The 20,651-nt window shown below is 68.9% G+C and carries 9 protein-coding genes and 2 pseudogenes; 3 read left to right on the top strand and 8 right to left on the bottom strand.

The features are described 5' to 3' along the window. Positions 1-14 precede the first annotated feature (14 nt). From BJF87_RS03315 to BJF87_RS03285, 7 genes are all read right to left on the bottom strand, one after another. Positions 15-3,380 carry an arabinosyltransferase domain-containing protein gene (locus BJF87_RS03315; protein ID WP_075862645.1) on the bottom strand — a complete coding sequence of 1,122 codons (3,366 nt, stop codon included), beginning with the start codon at positions 3,378-3,380 and terminating at the stop codon, positions 15-17. Beyond that, positions 3,373-6,630: an arabinosyltransferase domain-containing protein gene (locus BJF87_RS03310; protein WP_084813143.1), complete on the bottom strand. Its 3,258-nt coding sequence runs from the start codon at positions 6,628-6,630 to the stop codon at positions 3,373-3,375. Before BJF87_RS03310 ends, BJF87_RS03315 begins: the two co-directional genes overlap by 8 nt. Positions 6,631-6,780: 150 nt before the next feature. Continuing rightward, positions 6,781-7,989, bottom strand: coding sequence for a DICT sensory domain-containing protein (locus tag BJF87_RS03305; protein ID WP_075862643.1), 1,209 nt, complete (start codon positions 7,987-7,989; stop codon positions 6,781-6,783). Positions 7,990-8,258: 269 nt separating this feature from the next. After that, positions 8,259-8,798 (bottom strand): Dps family protein, encoded by a 540-nt coding sequence (locus BJF87_RS03300; RefSeq protein ID WP_006358793.1) that lies wholly within the window; start codon positions 8,796-8,798, stop codon positions 8,259-8,261. A gap of 163 nt (positions 8,799-8,961) precedes the next feature. Beyond that, the gene (locus BJF87_RS03295) at positions 8,962-12,288 is read right to left on the bottom strand and encodes an arabinosyltransferase domain-containing protein (protein ID WP_006358792.1); all 3,327 of its coding nucleotides are present in this window, start codon (positions 12,286-12,288) and stop codon (positions 8,962-8,964) included. Continuing rightward, positions 12,281-15,604, bottom strand: a complete 3,324-nt coding sequence (locus BJF87_RS03290; protein ID WP_396246692.1) for an arabinosyltransferase domain-containing protein — start codon at positions 15,602-15,604, stop codon at positions 12,281-12,283. Before BJF87_RS03290 ends, BJF87_RS03295 begins: the two co-directional genes overlap by 8 nt. Before the next feature lie 63 nt (positions 15,605-15,667). After that, a complete protein-coding gene (locus tag BJF87_RS03285; RefSeq protein WP_075862641.1) occupies positions 15,668-19,030 on the bottom strand; it encodes an arabinosyltransferase domain-containing protein in 3,363 nt (1,120 codons plus the stop codon). A 68-nt stretch (positions 19,031-19,098) separates the two neighbouring features. Here BJF87_RS03285 and aroQ point away from each other — a divergent pair. The 3 genes and pseudogenes from aroQ to BJF87_RS03270 all read left to right on the top strand — a co-directional run bounded on the left by aroQ (position 19,099) and on the right by BJF87_RS03270 (position 20,448). After that, positions 19,099-19,568: pseudogene (gene aroQ / locus BJF87_RS03280) on the top strand (type II 3-dehydroquinate dehydratase). Between the two features lie 87 nt (positions 19,569-19,655). After that, positions 19,656-20,138, top strand: a complete 483-nt coding sequence (locus BJF87_RS03275) for an ATPase (RefSeq protein ID WP_075862640.1) — start codon at positions 19,656-19,658, stop codon at positions 20,136-20,138. Then, on the top strand, positions 20,131-20,448 hold the full coding sequence (locus BJF87_RS03270) for a helix-turn-helix transcriptional regulator (protein WP_075862639.1): 318 nt from the start codon (positions 20,131-20,133) through the stop codon (positions 20,446-20,448). The genes BJF87_RS03275 and BJF87_RS03270 overlap by 8 nt, the downstream gene beginning before the upstream one ends. 30 nt (positions 20,449-20,478) lie before the next feature. Here the strand turns inward: BJF87_RS03270 and BJF87_RS26550 are convergent. Then, positions 20,479-20,651 (bottom strand): annotated as a pseudogene (locus BJF87_RS26550) (HNH endonuclease); the annotation flags it as partial.

Genomic DNA, 20,651 nt, shown 5'->3' with positions numbered 1-20,651 from the left:
GTTTGCGGAGGGTGTCAGTTGCCGATCGCCCGCATCGGCCCCGGTGTCCAGAGGCCGTTGTGGGTCTCGGTGGTGATGATCAGCTCCGCGTCCTTCTGCGGCAGGATCGGGGTGAGGCCCTGGAGCGAGCCCCAGTCCTTCGCCCAGTCGTTGCGCAGGTACGACGGGTAGACGCGGCCGCGCACCTCGTTCTCGATGATGCCCAACGGACCACCGGCGTCGCCGGCCATCCAGCGCTGCGAGTTCACCCGCTCGCCCTCGCGGTCGGGGGAGATCCGCCAGACCGGCGTCTCGAGGACGCCGTATTTGACCTGAGCGGGTCGCTGGCACGGGAACGCGAGTCCGGCCTCCCAGTCGATGAGGACGGGATCCTCGCTGCCCACGAGCTTGTTGAGCGTCTCCATCGACGACACCCGCGGCGGGGTGACGGCGAGCCACTGATCGCGCAGCGGAGAGGTGTCCTCGGCGAGCACGCGGACCACGGAGGCGCCCGGAGGTGCCTGATCCAGCGGGAAACGCAGGTTGCGCCACTCGGGTGCGCCACCGATGTCGAGCGGCATCATCTGACCGGCGGGGGCCACCGTGCCGTCCGGTGCGACGCGGCCGAACTGCAACCGCACCTTCTGGCCCGGCCGGACGACCGCGAGATCGTCGATGTACTCGACGTAGCCGGCCACGGACATGGTGATCAGCGGCTGGGCGTCGGAACGCCCTTGGGGCAGCTGGTACCAGTCGGAGGTGAGGTTCCCGGTCCCGGTGGGGGAGTTGTAGGTGCCCAGCACCGGGGTCTTGGACGGTGACAGTCCGAACGGCAGCTTCACCGTCGAGCCGTTGACGCCCGCCTGCGCGGTACGACCGCCGCTGGTGTCGGTCGACGACGTGGTGGTGTCGTCGGAGCTGCTGCCGTCCTCGGTCGGATCGGTCTGCGTGCGATCGACCTCGGCGGTCGAGGTGCCCGCGGAGTCGTCGGACTCCTCCTCGGTGTCCTCGGAGAGATCCGACGCGACGCCGTTGGGATCGAAGCCCGCCATGCCCGCGCCCGCGAGGGCCGCACCCGGCGACGGATTGTTCTGTCCGGCAACGCGTGCCGGGGCGAGGAGTCCGGCGGTCGGGTCGCTCTCCACGAGCACGGCGTCGGCGAGCGCACACGGTTCGCCCTTGAGCGCGTTCACGTTCGAGCTGAGCCACGACCACGAATTGCGCTGCGTCCAGTCTGCTTTCGCGAACGAGACCAGGGTGAACACCAGCATGATCGCCGACACGATGATGATCGACGGACTCCGCAGGCGTGAGAACAGCGACGTCGACGAGCCCGCACGGACCGCCTCGTCGACGTAGTCGTCGCGGAAGTGCTGCCAGAGGCCCAGCAGTGTCAGTGCGACCGCAACGGCGAGGATGCCGGTCCACAGCGGGATGCCCTTGACATCGGGAACGGCGTCGCGCCAAGGGATTCCGTAGCTGCCGACGTACCACCACTGGTTGCGTCCGGAGAACGCCAGGGCGAGGACGTAGGCGCAGGCGGCCGCGAACAGCGTGCGATTCCGGCGGCGCCGCATGATCGTCCGGTCCGCACACGCGGTCGCCACCGCGGCGAGCGCACCGCCGATCGCCGCGTACACACCCATCTGGTGGGTCCACTTGGTGGGCAGGAACGCCATCAGCACAACCGAACCCGCGACCATGGCCAGCAGACGCCACGTCGGTGCCGTCGCGATGCCGGGCAGATGCCGCCGGTTGAGCAGCATGATCACCACGAGGACGAAGCACGTGAACACGATCAGGACACCGAAGCGTCGGGCGATGCCGCCGTCCGCGGTCGGGTTCATCAGCATGTAGTAGCGCATCGGTTCTTCCCACCACTTGTTGGTGGGACCGACCTGACCGTTGACCGACACCGCTTCCAGGATCGGGGCGAGCGGCTGGTCGGCGAAGATCTCGAACATCACCGCCAGACCCGCGGCCAGGATCGGCAGCAGCAGCGGAAGGGCGCCATCGCGCTTGCGGCGCACCATGAACCGCTTGAGCAGCGGCCGGATACCGGCGATGAGCGCGATCGCCGCGATGACCCCGGTGGGGTGGATGGTCAGCGTGAACGCCGCCGAGATGATGGCGACCGTCAGCGGGAAGAACCGCCCGGTGGCGATGGCCCGTTCGACGCAGACCCACGTGAACAGGGTTCCGAGTGCGATCAGCGGTTCGACGCGCAGACCGTTGTTGTACGGCATCCACACGGCGAGGAAGACCAGGGCGGCGGCCCAGATCGCGGGCGTCGACTCGCGGACCGCACGACCCAGGCGGGGGATCGCGGCACGGGAGATCAGCCACCACGACGTCATCGCGAAGATGAACGGCAGCAGGCGGAGCCACGGGGTGGCCGTGCTGACGTCCATCCACACCGACAGGTACTGGTAGTGCCAGCCGAACGGATCCTGCGGCACGCCGAAGTAGCGGTAGTAGTTGTCGAGATAGCCGGCCTCGCGGGCGATCCGGCCCACCGTCACCTGATATCCGTCGTCGGCGGTGTTGCCGCCGACGAACAGCCAGATTCCCAAGATGAGTGCGACGAATCCGTCGACCGGGCGGACCCGCCACCAGCCGGCCGGGAAGATCTTGTGGTGCCCGCGGGCGTCACGGGCGTCGAGAACCGCCAGGGCGGCCAGCGACAGAATGGTCGCCGCCACGCCCAGCACCAGCAGCCAGAACTTGAGACTCGTGGGGGTGGAGACGAATCGGGTGTCGATGGTCGACCGGAAGGACAGTCCCTCGGTGGACACGGTCGACGGCAGTCCCGAGTAGACGCCGATGATCTGCGGACGCGCGTTCGGGTCCTGGAGATCGAACTCGTGGATCGCACTCGCGGTCTCGGGCACGCCCTGGATCGAGCCGCGGCTGCCGTCGGTGTCCGCGTCGACGACGATGCGGCAGTCCGGGGCGTTCTGGGCGGCCGTGCGTGGAGTGTTGAGCAGCACCACGTTTCGCTGGACGACCTGCAGGGAGTCGGCGGTGGCCCGGATGAACAGGCCGACCTTCCCGGCCTCCGCACCGCCCTCGGGCACCGTGGACAGCAGGACGCCGCCGGTGCGCGGGAGCGACGCACCCAGCGCACACGGGACGGAGACCTCCATCGACACCGGCACGAACGACACGTTCGGTGCGGCGACGTTGGCGACCGAACCCTGCTGCGGCCAGACGAGTTCGGACTTCGTGTAGTCGACCGGCAGGAACGGGCTCAGCAGCGCCAGCAGGATGCCGAGCGCGCCCGCCGCCATGGCGACGATGCGCGCCTTGCCCGCATGGCGTTCGGAGAAACTCTGCTCCCGTTTCGCCGGCGGCGAGTCGTCGTGCTCCGCTTCGATGGGAGCGTCAACGCGGTCAGTCATCTTCGGGCACCACCCTGATCGGGCCGGGTCGTGACCATCCCCATGTGGTCGCCGACCCGGTTGTCACGTCCGCCGGCCGCGCCTGCGGCACCAGCGGGTTGAGTCGCTGCAGGTTGCCCCACTCGCGATACCAGTCGTTGTCGAGATACGTCGCCACCGTCGACGGCCGGGTCAGTGCCTCGACGGTCGTCAGCAGGCCGCCGTCCTCGGCGGCCATCCAGGTCTTGGATTGCGAGTTGGCGATCCAGGATTCCGGCAGGATTCGCCAGTCGGGGACGTCGAAGACGCCCTCGTGGGCGGTCATCGGCCGCTGGCACGGGAACCAGGCGCCGGCGGCGAAGTCGATGAGAACCGGATCGGTCGAACCGACCACCTGCTGCAGGGTCTCCAGGACCGGAGCACGCGGCGGCGTGATCGCGAGCCACTGGTCGGCGTCGAGGTTGTTGTCCTTGGCGACGAGGCGCATCACCGTGGCATCGGCGGGCACGCGGTCCATCGGGATGCGGAGATTGCGCCACGGCCGGTTCGACCGCTCGGCGTCGATCGGGACCGCGGGTGCGCCGACCTCGACGAACTCGCCGTCGACCTCGCGGCCGAACTCGACCTGCAGCGTCTGCCCGAAGATCGGGACACCGTCGCGGTCGTAGGTGAACACGGCACCCGCGGCGGTGACGACGATCAGCGGCGAGGCGTCGCGATCCGGGAGGCGATACCACCCGGTGGTCAGCGTGGCCTGTCCGTCACTGGTCTCGTGGCTGCCCATGACCGGCGTGGTGGCCGGGTCGAGGCCGTACGGGAGTGCGGCGGTGCTGCCGTTGACCCCGCGCGGGCCCACGCCGCCCGCGGTGCCGGGGTTGGAGCCGTAGACGATGAAGGTCTTGGAGAGGTCCGCGGAGGTGTTCATCGCGCCGGGCTTCTGGGCACCGGCCTGCGGTGTCAGGTCGGGCTTCACGCCGTTGGGGCTGAAGCCGTGCGAGTCGCCCTCCAGGGTCTTCGACGCCGATCCGCCGTCAGCGGGGGCGAGTGTGCCCTTGTTGGGGTCCGGCTCGACGAGCACCGCGTCGGCCATGGCGCACGTGTTGCCGCGCAGGGAGTCGAGGTTGGCCGACAGCACGGTGAACGTGTCGGACCGGCTGACCGCGGCCTTGGCGAAGACCGCGAGCTCGCAGACGACGATGAGGACGGCGATCACCGCGATCGGTGCCGAGGCGACACCGATGCGCCAACCGGCCGGAGCGGCGCCCTGATCGTGGGCCAGGCCGGTCTCGTCGACGTAGTCCATGCGCAGGTGCTGCCAGACGGCGAACACTAGCGCGACGACGGCCAGCGCGAGCAGCACCGTGGACACCTGCATCCCGGCGATGACCGGTGCCTTGTCGAACCAGGCGATGCCGAAGTTGTACGGCCACGGCCACGCGTTCTTGCCGGCCGCGGCGGCGGCGCACGCCACGAGCAGGCCGGCGATCAGGATCGACAGGTTGCGCAGCGTTCGGCTCGCCGCCTGGCCGATCGCGACACAGGCGACGGCGGCCAGCGCCGCGCCGAGGCCGGCGAAGATGCCGAACTGGATCGTCCACTTGGTCGGCGTGAACGACAGCAGCAGGATCGTCAGCAACGATGCGCCCAGGACGCGCCACACGGCCCCGGGGTCGACTCCGTCGATTCGCTTGCGACGCAACATGATCGCGAGTACGAGGAACATCGACACGGCGAACAGCAGCACCGGGATGCGTCGTGCGAGTGCACCGTCGGTGTGGTTCACGGCCAGGAAGTAGTAGCGCAGCAGCTCCTGGTACCAGGCCAGCGTCGGTCCGACCGAGTAGCGGATGCGGATCGCCTCGAAGACCGTCGCCAGCGTCTGGTCGCGGAAGACGACGATGACGACGAGCGCACCCGCACCGAGGACAGGTGCGAGGAGCGGCAGCAGACCGTCTTCACGACGGCGGCGGACAAGGATGCGCAGCAACGGCCGGGCGCTGGCGATCAGCAGAGCCAGCGCGACCAGGCCGTGCGGGGCCAGTGCGAGCGTCAGCAGCGCGGTGAGCGCGGCGAGTGCTGCGGGGAGCATCCGGCGCGTCGAGACCGTGACCTCGACCGCCCACCAGGTGAGGAGCGTGCCGAGCACGATGATGCCCTCACTGCGCAGACCCGAACACATCGGCAGCCAGAACGCCAGGAACACCGCTGCACCGGTCAGCATCGCCCACTGGGACCGGCGGACGGCGCCGCCGAGACGCGGCAGCAGCACCCGGCTGAGGATGAACCAGGCGGCAAGGCCGGCGATCAACGAGGGCAGACGCATCCACAGGCCGGTGGTCGAGATCGTCGACCAGTAGGCGAGGAAGTTGTAGTACCAGTCGAACGGCGCCTCGGGGATGCCGTAGAAGCGGTAGTAGTCGGCCAGGTAGCCCGCGTCCGCGGCGTTGCGGCCCATGTTGAGGATGTAGCCGTCATCCGGCGACCCGGCACCCAGGAAGTGCCACACGACGAGCGTCAGGGTGACGCCGATGTCGGTCGGCGTCGGCCGCAGCACCTTTCCCCAGCGGAGCCTGCCGCCCACCCGGCGGTGGTAGCCGTGGATGCGGTCGAGTCGGCCCACCGCGATCAGCGCGACGATCGCCGCGACGACGCCGATGATCATGACCAGCCACTTGATCACCGACGGCGAGGAGTCGAAGCGGTCGTCGATCTCGATCCGCACGTCGATGCCCGACGCCCGGACCTGCTCGGTGGTCAGGCCGGTGAACACACCCGCGATCTGCGGATTCGACGACGGCTCGGCCATGCCCACATCGCCGCCACCGGCGCTCGCCGCACCCGGGGGCAGGCCGACGAACTGGGCGCCGGTCGTGGTGGCGTCGGAGAAGATGCGTAGGTCGTCGCATCCCGCCAGAGCGGAACGCGGTACCGAGGCCAGGGTCTTGTTGCGGACCGACACCGTCACATTCGCGGCGTCGGCCACCACGAAGAGACCGTTCTCACGCGCCTTCGTGGCGCTCGCCGGCATCGTCGACAGCACCGTCGTGGTCGCATCGCCCGGCGTGGCCGCCAGCACCCGGCACGGGATGGTGATCTGCACATCGCGTGCGGTCTGCGCGACCAGCGGTGCGGTGACCGACGCCGACTCCGCGCCCAGCTCTTGGCTCTGCGGCCACGTGATCGACGCCGTCGACGTGGTGACCGGCAGGAACGGGGTCAGCACACCGGCGGCGAGGGCGACCAGTCCGGCCACCGCGGCCACGATCGCCACGGGCCGCGAGGAACGATCGGAAGACTGCGCTACGGGGGTGTCGGCGCCGACGGTGGGCTCGTCTGATTCGGACACTCCAGGCGACTTCGGCACAGGCGCATCGTAGTCAGCGATGCTGTGACAATCCCAAATCGAGCTCCCGTCGGGAACTCAGGCGAACCTGGCCAGGATCGAGTGAACGGCCTGCGTGACGGTCATCCGGTCATAGGTCTGGACGAACTCGAAGGTGCGCTCCAGGTCGGGGCCGGCGTCGTGCTGGTCGCGCGCGGAGAGCAGTGCGGCGAAGTGCGGGCCGAGGACCGCGACGTTCCACTCGTTGATCAGGTCGTCCTCGGGATCGAGGGGCGCCCGGTGCACGTTGCCGTCCCGCACGTCGGGGAGCCCGACGCCGTAGACGCCGGCCAGGCCGGTCTGGGTCGACATCTCCCGCCACCGCTTGGCGGTGCGGGGAGTGAAGTGCTCGGCGAACTGGAAGGTGCCCAGCACGATGGCGGCGCCCCCGATCGCGGCCTGGTGCTCCAAGGCCTTGCTCATCTCGATGAGCAGGCGCTTGTTGCCCATGCGCGGCTCGATGGAGGTCGATGCGATCCGATACGGGGTCGACTTCTCCGAGTCCGGGGTCGTCCACACCGGCATGTCGGGCAGCGGGACGATGGTCCGCGTCGCCAGAGTCGACGGGTCGGACACCGGCGGGTACAGATCGCCGATACCGAAGGCCGCGCCCATCGTCTGGGCGGTCACCCGGCACGACTCGTCGTCGACGCCCTCGGCGATCACCACGGCATGACTGCGTTCGGTGTGCGCGGCAAGGGCGTGGGCGAGCTGTGCGGCATCGGCGGTGGCCTGCTTGGCGAGGAGCTCGGCACCGGTCACGATGATGTCCGGTTCGACGAGCGACAGCAGAGTGGCGGCGTGTTCGCTGCGGACCAGGCCGTCGACACAGATGATCTTGCCAGCGGCGCGGGCCCGCGCGACCCGGGCCAGCGTGCGCTGGGGACTGCGTTCGACGGAGTCGGGCAGGATCACCATGACGTGGCGCTCGAGCGTGTGAGTGGTCTCCTCGTCGAGATTGTCGATCAGTTCCAGATCGAGGTTGACCAGGAGCGGAAGGATTTTGGCCAGCGACTGCGCGCGCGGGCTGGCGGCCATCTTCCGCTTACGTTCGTCCAGCACCGGGTGCTCTTCGACGAGCCGTGCGGCCCGCTTGAGGGCGGCGGCGGTGGCGAGGCGGGTTCCGGCGGGTCCACGGAGCTGTAGTTCGACGGCAGCCAACGCTCCGTCCGACAGCCGGCACACCGGCGCGAACTGCATGTGGAGCTCCAGATCGTCGAACAGCGTGAATGATCGTGTTTCAGCCACACGTACCTCCCCGTCAGAGCGAGGGCGCCCCGATCGATCCGGCGGACGCAATTGTCTTCACATCCTGTTCACGGCCTAAGCCTGTGCCCAGAGTAACAGTGCGTCGACGGTTGGACGTGCGACAACACCCGTACCACATCGAGAGATCAACTCTCGCAACGTGTTCGGGTCAAGAGGGGGGAAACCGCGGCCGCGAGCTGGTGGTGGGGGCGGTCGCGACCGCGGTTTAAGTGCGGGACCGGGCGATGGCCCCGCACCCGGTCTAGCGGTCAGCGTGCGGCGTCGGCGGCTTCCTTCTCGCTGCTGGCGCCGGCGTGACTCAGCTCGCCCGTGTAGCTCTCGAGATGGGCGCGGACGAACCACTGGAACTTCTCGAGTTCAGCGGTCTGCCCGATCAGGACGTCCTCGGTGATCGGGTCGATCTCACCGATCTTCTCGATCGCGTCTCGGTGCGAGGTGATGAAGCCCTCGTAGACGAGGTCGAGGGCTCCGAGGTGTGCCTGTGCGGTGTCGCGACCGATGGAGTAATCGCTCCACGAGCGGTCGGTCTCGATCGCCTTGGCCGTGCCCTTGGGCGACGAACCCAGGGTCGCGATGCGCTCGGCGACGGTGTCGGCGTAGCCGCGGACGAGTTCGACCTGCGGGTCGATCATCTCGTGTACCCCGATGAAGTTCGCGCCGACCACGTTCCAGTGGATGTGCTTGAGGGTGAGATGCAGGTCGTTCAGTGCGCTGAGGCGCTCCTGCAGGATCCCGGCCACCTCATCGGCCGATTCCGTGCTGAGTCCTGGTGCCGTGAATTTACTCATGACACGACGCTAGGCCGCGGTCACGGCGGGATCGAGGGTCGCGCGGGATGAGTGACGCGACCGAGATTGGAGGTCACGGTGCGGTAACGAACGGAGGTCGCCTGGTTTCGACGAGGGTGTTGCGGGTAGCACCGCGACACCCTCGTCGGACCAGGTCAGAGCCTCAGTACCCGCTGGAACGCATCGGGGCGGGGTCGTACAGCCCCGACCGTCGTGCCTCCCCGAGTTCGATCTCGGCAGGCGGGGCCGGGATGATCTCGGTGAACCGCTGCAGGCCGCCCCAGTCGCGGCCCCAGTTGTTGCGCAGGTACGTCGGTAGCAGCGTCGGACGCAGCATCGCCTCGGTGATGCCCAACGGTCCGCCCGCGGTGCCCGACATCCAGGTCTGGCTGTTCTTCCGGGTGGCCTCGGCGTCGGGCATGATCCGCCACTTCGGCACCTCGAGTACACCGTGCCGGACCTTCATCGGCTGCTGGCACGGGAAGACCAGACCGGGCAGCCAGTCGATGAAGACCGGGTCGGTCCGGCCGACGACATCGTCCAGGGTCGCCAGCCTGCTGACGCGCGGCGGGGTGATGGCCACCCACTCCGACGACGCCGCTGCGGTGTCCTCGACCAGGATGCGCACCACGGTCGACTGTGCCGGCGAATCGGCCAGCGGGAACCGCAGGTTGCGCCAGGTCGGGACCTCACCGATGTCGATGGGGAACATCTGTCCCGTCGGCACCACCCGGCCGTCGGCGCCGACACGACCGAACTGCGCGATCACCTTCTGGCCGGCGTGGACGACGCCGATTCCGTCGACGGCCTCGACCGACCCGGCGACCGCCATGGTGAGCAGCGGGGCGTCGTCGGAACGTTCGGGCAGCTGGTACCAGTCCGTCGTCAGGGAGGCGGAGCCCGACGGCGAGCCGTAGCTGCCGAGAACCGGTGTCGCAGCTGGGTTCAGCCCGAACGGCAGACGGACCGTCGACCCGTTGATCCCGCGCGCACCCTGTCCGCCCTCGGTGCCACCCTGCGCCGACGACGAGTCGGCGGACTCGTCCGCACCGGCGCCGGTCTGCGCGGTGTTCTGGGCGGTCGTGGTGGACGAGGTGTCGCTCTCGGTCGCGTCCACCGACAGCTTGTCGGGGACGCCGTTGGGCGTGAAGCCGGTCGAGTCCGAACCCGAGAGTGCCTGTGCGACAGCGGGTGCCGGACGTCCGTTGACTGCCGCCGGAGAGAGCAGGCCGGCGGTCGGATCGGCCTCGACGAGGACATCATTGGCCAGACCGCACGAGTTGCCGGTCAGGGCACGGGCATTGGACTTCATCCAGGACCAGGAGTCCCGTTGCTCGTAGGCGCCCTTCAGGAACGAGGCGACCATGAACAGCACCATCAGGCCGGAGATCACCGGCAGCGGTGAGAACTTGAGCTTCGAGTACCACCGGTCGCCACCGAGGGTCCGGGTCTGCTCGTCGACGAAGTCGTCGCGGAAGTGGAACCACAGACCGGCCAGGGCGGTGACCACCGCAGCGAGGAGGATGAACCACGCGACGTTGATCCCGCCGACGGCCGGCGGGCGGTCCCACCACGGCACGCCGTAGCTGCCGACGAACCACCAGCCGTTGGTGCCGGCGAAGGAGATCCCGGTGATCGCGAGGACGGCGGCCGCGAAGAAGGTGCGGTTGCGACGCGACCGGAGGACGGCCGGCGCCATCATCGCGCCCGCCGCGGCGGCGATACCGGCGGCGATACCGGCGTAGACGCCGAAGTGGTGGGTCCACTTGGTCGGGGTGAACGCGATGAGGAACATGGTGCCGAGCGTGACCGCGATCAGTCGCCAGATCGGGGCCCGTGCAACGCCGTTGGGATGCTCGCGACGGAGCAGGCGCAGGAGCACGACGAACAGGCAGAGGATCATCGCCAGCACGCCGAAACGACGCGCGAGGGTGCCGTCGGCGGTCGGCAGGATCAGGTAGTAGTACCGGATCGGTTCCTGCCACCACTCCAGGGTCGGCCCCACGTCGGAGGCGACCTTGTTGCCCGCGATCAGCGGGGCCAGGGGCTGGTCGAAGAAGATCTGGAAGAGCACCGCGGTACCGGCGGCCAAGATCGGCGCGAGCATCGGCAGCAGCCCGTCGCGGCGACGCCGGGACACGAGCGTCTTGACGATCGGCCGGATGCCCGCGAGCAGCGCGGCGACCGCCATCAACCCGCCGGGGGCGAGGGCGAGGGTGAAGGCCGCGGTCACCACCGCGATCGCGTACGGCAGCAGGCGCCGCGTCGCGATCGCCCGTTCCACGCAGCACCAGGTGAGCAGCGCGCCCACGGCCTCGGCGGGTTCGGGACGCAGACCGTTGTTGAACGGCAACCAGATTGCGAGGAAGACGAACGCCGCCGACCAGACCGCGGGCGTGCTGTTGCGGACGGTGCGGCCCAGACGAGGGATCACCTCGCGGCTGATGAGCCACCAGCCGAGAAGGCCGAGCAGAAAGGCGGGCAGGCGCATGAACGGCGCGGCGACGCTGATGTGCGACATCGCCGAGATGACCTGGAAATGCCAGCCGAAGGGATCCTGCGGGACACCGAAGTAGCGGAAGTAGTTGTCCGCGTAGCCGGCCTCGCTGGTGATGCGGCCGACGGTGAAGTTGTAGCCGTCGTCGGAGGTGTTGGCGCCGGCGAACCACCAGAAGGCCAGGATCGCGAACACCGCGACGTCCGGCGGGCGGATGGTCCACCAACCGGTCGGCAGGAAACGCTTGTGCGCCCGCCCGTCCCGGCTGTCGAGAACACCGAGAGCGATGAGCGAGAGGATCGTCATCACGATGCCGATCACGATCGCCGCGAGCTTCACCGGCGTCGGCGAGGTGACGTAGCGCGTGTCGATGGTGGCGCGCAGCGACAACCCGTCGCGGGACACGTCGGCGGGCAGATCGCTGTAGATGCCGACGATCTGCGGTCGCATCTCGTGGTCGGGGATGGCGAACTCGTTGAGACCACCATCGGCGGCGTCCGGGGCGGGCAGGCCCTCGAAGCGGCCGTCGACGCCCTCACCGTCGGCGTGCATCACGATCCGGCAGTTCGGGTTGGCCTGCGCCGCCGCACGGTCGGTGTCGAGGAGCACCACGTTGCGGTCGATCATCGTCAGCGTGTCGGCGGTGGCGCGGACGAAGAGGCCGCGAGCGGAGTCGTCCTGTCCACCCTCCGGCGTCGTCGAGAGGAGGACACCGCCTTGCGCGGGCAGGCGGGCGGCCAGCGAACACGGCACGGACATGTCCATGTCGATCGGGACGAAGGCCACCAGTGGTGCGGCCACATCCGAGACCGAATCGCCCTGTGGCCATTCGAGTTCGGCGGTGGTCTGGTTCACCGGCAGGATCGGCGTGACGATCGCGAGCAGGAAACCCAGCAGGCCGGTGACGACCGCGACGATCTTCGCGGTGCGATAGTCGCGTCCGGGCCGCTCGTCGGCCTGCGGGGCCGTGCTCGTGGGGTTGGGTTCACTCATCGGATTCGGGCTCCACCCTGATCGAGCCGGCGCGTGACCAGCCCCATTGCGTCGTCTGTGCGGTGTCGATCTGTGCGTTCGGTGCGTCGGGTACCAGTGGCATCAGCTTCTCCAGGGCGCCCCATTCGCGGACCCAGTCGTCCTTGAGGTAGGTCGACACGGCCTGGGCCGAGGTCGTCGCCTCCGAGATGGCCAGCAGGCCGCCGTCGACCCCCGCCTGCCAGGTCTTGGACTGCGAGTTGGTCAGCGGGTAGTCACCCAGGATCCGCCACTGCGGGACCTGGGCGACGCCGTGCGAGACACCCATCGGCTGCTGGCACGGGAAGTGCGAGGCCACCCCGAAGTCGATCAGGGTCGGCGCCGTCGTCCCGACGACCTCCTGCAGGGTCTGCAGCTGCGGCGCGCGCGGCGGGGTGATCCCGATGAACTGCTTGTCGCCGAGGTTGTTGTCCTGCAACGACAGTCGCATCACGGTCGCGGCCGGCGGTGCGGCCGCCATCGGCACCCGCATGTTGCGCCAGGGGCGGTTGAGGATCACCGGTCCGGGGTCGATGGGCAGGATGTCCGGGCCGACCTGCTGGAACGAGCCGTCGGGGCCGGGACGGCCGAACTGCACGACCATCTTCTGCCCGAAGTTGCGCACCCCGAAGGTGTCGATGGTCGAGACGGCGCCCGCGGTGCTGAACACGAGCAGCGGCGACGCGGCACGGTCGGCGGGCAGGTCGTACCAGCCCGTCGTCAGGCGCGCCTCGCCGTTGTATCCGTAGCTGCCGAGCACGGGCGTGGTGGCCGGGTCGAGTCCGTAGGGGAGCTTGGCGTTCGACCCGTTGACGGTTTCGGGTCCGCGGCCGCCGGTGGTCCCGGAGCCGAGTCCGCCGGTGATGGCGAACGGGCGTGCCATGCTCGCCGACACGTTCATCTGGCCCGGGCGCTGGCTTCCCGGTTCGGGCTGCAGGTCGCCGGGGATGCCGTTGGGGGAGAAGCCCACCGGGTTCTCGCCGCGCAGTGCCTCGGTCGCCGACGCACCGCCGGCGGGGGTGAGCATGCCGGTGTTCGGGTCGACTTCGACGAGCACCTCGTCGGCGAGGCCACATGGGTTGCCGCGCAGGGTGTTCAGGTTCTCGGTGAGCACCGTCGGTGCCGGATACCGGGTGACGGCGGCCTTGACGAACAGCAGCATCTCGACGACGACGAGGAGCCCGGCGATCACCGCGATCGGCGAGGACGCGAGGAACAGGCGGCGACGATCCGCGCGGGTCTCGCCGGGGCCGGTGTCGCTGTGAGCGAGTCCGCGATTGGTGACGTAGTCGAGTCGCAGATGTTGCCACACCGCCAGGGCGGCGGCGAGGACGGCGAGGATCAGGAACAGCGTCGACGCCCCGTAGCCGGCGATGACGGGCGCCCGGTCGAACCAGGAGATGCCGTACTCGTAGGCGAACGGCCAGGAGTTGTAACCGGCCATCGCCGCGGCCATCGCGAACAGCAGACCCGACACGAAGACGGTGAGGTTGCGTGCCGATCGTGCTGCGGACTGGGCGACGGCGAGGGTCGCGGCCGCGGAGATCGCCGCCGCGAGACCGGCGAGCACGCCGAACTGGATCGTCCACTTGGTCGGGGTGAACACGAACAGCAGCAGGGTCACGCCGACGGCACCGACGAGACGCCACACCGGGCCGGGGTCGACACCGCGAATCCTGGTGCGCCGCAGCATCACCGCGACCACGACGAACAGGCCGGCGAGAAGCAGCAGCAGTGGCACCCGCCGGGTCAGCGAGCCGTCGTCGGTGACGACCGAGATGAAGTAGTACCGCAAGAACTCCTGGTGCCAGGAGATCACCGGGCCGACGGTGTAGCGGAGCTTGATGGCCTCGAGCACAGTCGCGAGCGTCTGGTCCCGGAACACGATCACCAGTACGACCATCCCGGCGGCGACGATCGGCGCGACGAGCGCCGCGGTCGACGTCCACGTCGAACCGCCGAGCTCGTTGCGTCGTCGGAGCAGGATGTGCAGCAACGCGCGGGCAGCGACGAGCAGGATCGCGACACCCACGACGCCGTGCGGGGCGAGCGCGAGGGTGAACCCGGCGAGCGCCGCGGCCAGCGCCGCCGGCAGCAGGCGTCGGGTGGAGATGGCGTATTCGGCTGCCCACCAGGTCAACAGGGAGCCGAGGACGATGATGCCCTCGCTGCGCAGGCCGCTGCAGAACGGCAGCCAGAACGCCGTGAACGTGAGGGCGGCAGCCCAGGTCGCCCACGAGCTGCGACGCACCGCCGGGCCGAGACGCGGCAGCAGCACCCGGCTGAGCACGAACCACGACACGAGGCCGGCGACGAGTGCCGGGATGTGCATCCACAGGATCGACGGCGAAATCGACGACCACATCGAGAGGAAGCTGTAGTACCAGTCGAACGGCGCCTCGGGGATGCCGTAGTAGCGGTAGTAGTTGGCCAGGTAACCGAACCCGTCGGCGGTGCGGCCCATGTTGAGGACGTAACCGTCGTCGGGCGACCCGGCACCCAGGAACAGCCAGACCAGCAGGATCGCCGTCACGACCAGGTCGGCGGCGCGCGGCTTCAGTGAGTGCCACCAGGCGCGGGTGCGGACCCCGATCCGCCGGTGGTAGCCCTGGATGCGGTCGAGAAGGGCCAGCGCGACCAGGGCCACGATCACCGAGATCACGGCGAGGACCATCACGATGATCTTCAGGACCGTCGGCGAGGACTCGTACCGGTTGTCGATGTCGATCGAGACCGACATCCCGGCGTCGGCCGCGGCGCGGGCCTGCTCGGCACTCAGTTCGCTGAAGATGCCGGCGACCTGCGGTCGCTTCTCCGGCGGCAGGACCGTCGAGTCACCGAGGCCGACGAACTGGGCGCCGGGTCCGCTCGGGGCGGAGAAGATGTGCAGCTCGCGGCAACGGTCGAGTTCGGCGCGGGCCGCGGTGGCCGCGACGCTGTTGCGGAAGGTGACGGTGACGGCCTGATCGGATTTCGTCACCCACAGCGACGAGCCCTTCGACTTCGGCGCGCTCACCGGCATCGTCGACAGGACGACGCCGTTGCGGGCACTCGCCAGCGTCGAACACGGGATGCGGGCGTCGAGCGTCTGCGGGGTCTGCGCGATGAGCGGCGCCATCACCGACGACGTCTCCGCGGCGAGCTCCTGACCTGCGGGCCAGGTGATGTCGGCGTCGGTGGCCTTCACCGGCAGGAGCGGGGTGAGAGCGCACAGCACGACGCCGAGAACACCCGCGACGATCGCGATCAGACGGGCGGTACGTGCGGAAACACGGGACGTCGAGGCTGTCACAGGCACGGTGCTTGATCGTATGCGACCGGCACTCGCCCACCTAGCGCCCACCCTGAGCTGCGGCGCTCCTCAGTGCCGGATCGGCGCCGGGCTCCACAGGCCGCTGCGGGTCTCCGTGCCGGTGTCGATGTCGGCGAGGCTGTCCACGCCGCCGTACGGTTCGTAGCGCTCCAGCGCGCCCCAGTCGCGTCCGATGTCGGCCATCAGATACGTCGGCAGGGCGGTGGGCTGCTGCGACACGTCGATCCAGCCGAGCGGGCCGCCCCCGTAGTAGTTCTGCCATGCCGAGACCGCGGCCGCCAGATCCGACCCCGGCTTGATCCGCCACTGGGGGATCTCGGCGACACCCGCATCGTGGGTGAACGGCCGCTGGCACGGGAAGGCCAGACCCGACGTCCAGTCCACGTGCACCGGGGCGGTGCTGCCGACGACGTCCTGCAGCGTCCTCATCTGCGGGACCCGCGGCGGGGTGAGGACGATGAAGCGGTCCTCGTTGAGGTTGTCGTCGGTGGCGACGATGCGGACCGCGGTGGTGTCCGCCGGCAGCTCGCTGGTGTTGTAGCGCAGGTTCCGCCAGGCCGGGCGCGGGCCGGGGTCGATGAGTTCGGTCTCGCCGGCGGCGGTGAGGTCGGCGTCCTTGGTGTCCGGTCCGATCGGGTCGGCGGTGTACTCGAGCATCACGTTCGGGTTGTCGTATTCGCCGGCCACCGACATCGTCAGCAGCGGACGGTCGCGCCAGTCCTCCGGGAGGGCGTACCAGCCGGAGGTGAGCCGGGCCGGGACCTGGTCGAGCTTGGAGTAGCTACCCATGACCGGAGTGGTGTTCGGGTCGAGGAAGAACGGCAACGCGGCGCTGCTGCCGTTGACGCCGGGTTCGGCCAGTTCACCGCCACCGGTGCCGCCGGGGTTGGAGTTGACGATCTTCGGGTCGGCCCACACATTGCCGGACAGCACGCCCAACGAGCCCTCACTGGCCGTCGACGCGAGATCCAGCGGCACACCGTCGGGGGAGAAGCCGACCGTCTTCGGCGAGGTGCCGGGCGCCGGGGCCGCTCCGCCCAGCGGGTTGCTCAGCGACCCGTCGACGGGCCGCAGCATGTCGCGGTTGGGGTCGCCCTCGACCCACACCTTGTCGGCCATGCCGCACGGCTTGCCGGTGAGCGCGGCCAGGTTGGAGCGCGGCACCGAGTACGACGACGACTGGTGGATACCGGCGAAAACCGCGGTGATGATCTCGAAGACGACGATGGCCATCGCGAGATAGGCAAGCGGTGCGGCGGCGATCGACGCGGACACGCGCCGGTACCAGCGCCGGTCGGAGGTTTCGGGCTGCTGGGTGGGGTCCCCGTCGGGGGAGTGCGGGTCGGCGCCGGTGAACGGTTCCCGGAAGTGGAACCACAACGCGAGGAGGAGCAGTGCCAGCGCGGCGTACAGGAACACGCTGCCGAGCATCACCCCGCCGATCGTGACCTGCTCGTAGGCCCAGGGCATTCCCCACGCAGAGTAGTAGTAATAGGAGTTCGGCGCGGTGAACGCCAGACCGCCGATGAACAGGACGAGCGCGCAGAACAGGGTGCGGTTGCGTCGTGAGTGCATCGACTGCTGGCTCGCGGCGATCGCGGCGATGGCTGCCAGTGCGGCGGCGATACCGGCGAAGACGCCGAAGTGGTGGGTCCACTTGGTCGGCGTGAACATGAGGAACACCAGCGAGGCGAAGGTGATCGCGACGATGCGCCGGGTGGGTCCGATGGCCGTGCCGGGGATGCGGTTCTTGCGGATCAGGACCGCTGCGGACACCACGAGACCGAGGATCATCGCGAGGACCGCGAAGCGTCGAGCGACCGAGCCGTCGGCGGAGAAGGCGAACAGCGCCGAATAGCGACCGAGCTCGTTGTACCAGTTCATCGACGGTCCGAGCGCGGTCTTCATGCTCGACGCCTCGGAGAACGAGCGCAGGGTCAGGTTCGAGAACACCACGAAGACGACGAAGCTGCCGGCGGCCAGGATCGGTGCGATCAGCGCGACGAACGACCATCGCAGCGCGCGGGGCGAGGTCGAGTCACCGGTGATCACCCGGGCACGTTTGATCAGCGCCATGATCATCGGACGTGCGCCGGCGATCAGTGCCGCGACTGCGAGCAGGCCGGTGGGGCCGGCGGCGATGCTGAAGGCACCGACCAGGCAGGCCACCGCGGCGGGTAACAGTCGGCCGGTCGCGATGGCGCGCTCCACCGAACACCAGGTGAGCAGGGCGCCGAGGCAGATGATCGGCTCGGGACGCAGGCCGTTGTTGAACGGGAACCAGCAGGCGAGGAAGGTGAAGGCCGCGGTCCACGCGACATACGGGCGGGCGATCGCGGCGCGGCCGAGCCGCGGGATCACCTCGTGACTCACGATGAGCCACACCAGGATCCCGCAGGCGAGCGCGGGTAGCCGCATCCACGGACTGGCCACCGAGACATGGCTGAGCAGTCCGAAGACCTGGTAGTACCAGCCGAACGGCGCTTCCGGCGCGCCGTACCAGCGGAAGTAGTTGGCGGTGTAGTCGCTGTCCTGCGCGACCCGCGACATCGTCAGCAGGTAACCGTCGTCGGAGGTGTTCGGGCCGATCATGTGCCAGAGGATCAGCGCACCGATCACCACATAGTCGCGCGCGTTGAGGCGCCACCAGCGGGCCGGGAAGATGCGTCGATGACGGCGGCCGTCGGTCGCGTCGAGAGCGGCGAGTGCGGCCAGCGAGAGCAACGTCGAGGCGACACCGACGATGACGACGAGCCACTTCGAGATCGTCGGGGCCGTGTTGTACCGGGAGTCGACCGTGACGTGCGCGTCGAGACCCTCGATGGCGGCCGCGGGTCCGGACAGGTCGGTGAAGAGGCCGGTGACCTGCGGTCGCTGGTCAGGCGAGTTCTTGAAGGCCTCTTTGTCCTCGGTGGTGCCCTCGAGCGGGTCGCCGGCGTCGTTGGTCATGCCGACGAACTCGGCGGTCACCGCGTCGGAATCGGCGTGGACGACGATCTCGCGGCAGTCCTGCGTGCGCATGTCCTGGAGGCTCGCGGAGATCAGCGGGACGTTGCGGATGACCACCTCGACGCCCTGGCGGTCGGCGGGGGCGTCGGCGGCGCCCGTCTTGCGGATGAACAGGCCGCGTTCGGCGGACTTCTCCGCCTGCTTCGGTGTGGTCGACAGCAGCACCGAACCACCGGGAGGCAGGTCGTCGACCGCGGCGCACGGGATGGTGACGTCGAGGTCGACGGGGGTGTAGCCGATGAGCGGGGAGGCGACGGAACCGATCTGTCCGTTCTGGGGCCAGTTGATCTCCGCGGTCTTCTGCTCGACCGGCATCAGCGGGGTGGCGAGCGCGAGCAGAAAGCCGAGCAGGCCGGTGACGATGGCGACGATCCTCGCTCGTCGGACGGTCTGCGCTGGCACAAAGAGAGATGGTAGCCGCTGAGGTGTCTCGCCCCGGTCGGCGAGGCGGCTGAGACTATGGTGAACCCATGTCCGACTCCACGTCCGATACGGCCGGTGCGCAACCGCTGCCGATCCTGCTGCTCAACGGGCCGAACCTGAACACCCTGGGTACCCGTGAGCCGGCGATCTACGGCTCCGAGACACTCGATGATGTCGTCGACCTCGCCGAGCGGACCGCGTCGGAACTCGGTTTCGGCCTGCGTGCGGCGCAGACCAATCACGAGGGACAGATGATCGACTGGATTCACGAGTCGGTCGGGAAGATCAGCGGCATCGTCATCAACCCCGGCGGGTGGACCCACACGTCGGTGGCCCTCGCCGACGCCTGGTGGTGCCCGGCGTGCCGATCTTCGAGGTGCACATCAGCAATGTGCACAAGCGCGAGGCGTTCCGGCACCACTCCTATGTCTCACCGCTCGCGGCCGGCGTCATCGCGGGTTACGGCATCCGCGGCTATGAGTTTGCGATCCGACGACTCGCGGAGATCGTGGACTGAACCCGATTGCTGCAACCCAGGGGTTGCAAGTCACGAGCCATGATGCAACCATTGGGTTGCATCATTCGAAGTGACCCAGGAGGCGTCATGAGTGCGACCGATCCCGAAACAGTCAGTGCGGCAACCGATGAGAACTTCGATCGGGTCGAGCGGGAGATCGCCATCGAGGCGACCGCCGAGCGCGTGTGGCAGCTCGTCAGCGAGCCGGGCTGGTACATCAACGACAGCGTGATCACCGAGCACCGGATCGACCGCGACGGAGATCTGTCGACGGTGCACGATCCGGTCCACGGCGCCTTCGTCTTTCGTACCGTGAAACTCGACGAGCCGCGCTACGCCGCCTTCCGTTGGCTCGCCGACGCATCCGATCCCGACTCGGAGTCGACGCTCGTCGAGTTCTGGATCGCCGACTCCGGGCCCGGGGTGATCCTCAAGGTCGTCGAGTCGGGATTCGCCTCGCTGTCCGGTTCGGAGGCGGAGCGACGCGCCCGGTTCGACGGCAACGCCGAAGGGTGGAGGATCGAGCTCGAACTGGCACGCACCCACCTGACGAGCAGATCCGATGCCTGAGGTTGCTCCCGTCGAGATCTTCGGCGCTCTCGCCGACGAGAGTCGCTGGCAGATCCTCGTCAGATTGGGAACCGAACCGGCGTCGGCGTCGACCCTCGCCACCGAGTTGCCGATCAGCCGTCAGGCGATCGCCAAACATCTCAAGATACTGACCGATGCGGGCCTGGTCGCCGCGTCCCGCGCCGGCCGCGAAATACGTTACGAGGCAGCCGGTTCGGAGCTCTCGCGCCTCGCACGACATCTGGACACGATCGCGCGCGGATGGGATCGCCGTCTGGCCGGTATCAAGAAGGCCGCCGAACGCGACTGATCCGCGAGAGGTTGCTCGTGGAGAGACCTCTCAGAACGGCGGTGGACCGTCGGCCTGTTCACGTCGTTCACGTTCTCGCTGGTTGCGGGCACGCTCCGCCCGCCGGCGTGCGTGCTTGTGCGCGAGCCGGTTGCTGGTGGGCGGGGTGTCGTCCCCGGTGATGACCCGTGGGGTCGGTGGGGCTTGGGGTGGCTGTTCGTAGC

This window comes from Gordonia sp. CNJ-863 (assembly GCF_001942325.1).
Classification (GTDB): Bacteria; Actinomycetota; Actinomycetes; order Mycobacteriales; family Mycobacteriaceae; genus Gordonia; species Gordonia alkanivorans.
The sequence above is the reverse complement of the archived record's forward strand: the minus strand, read 5'-3'. Positions and strand labels throughout refer to the sequence as shown.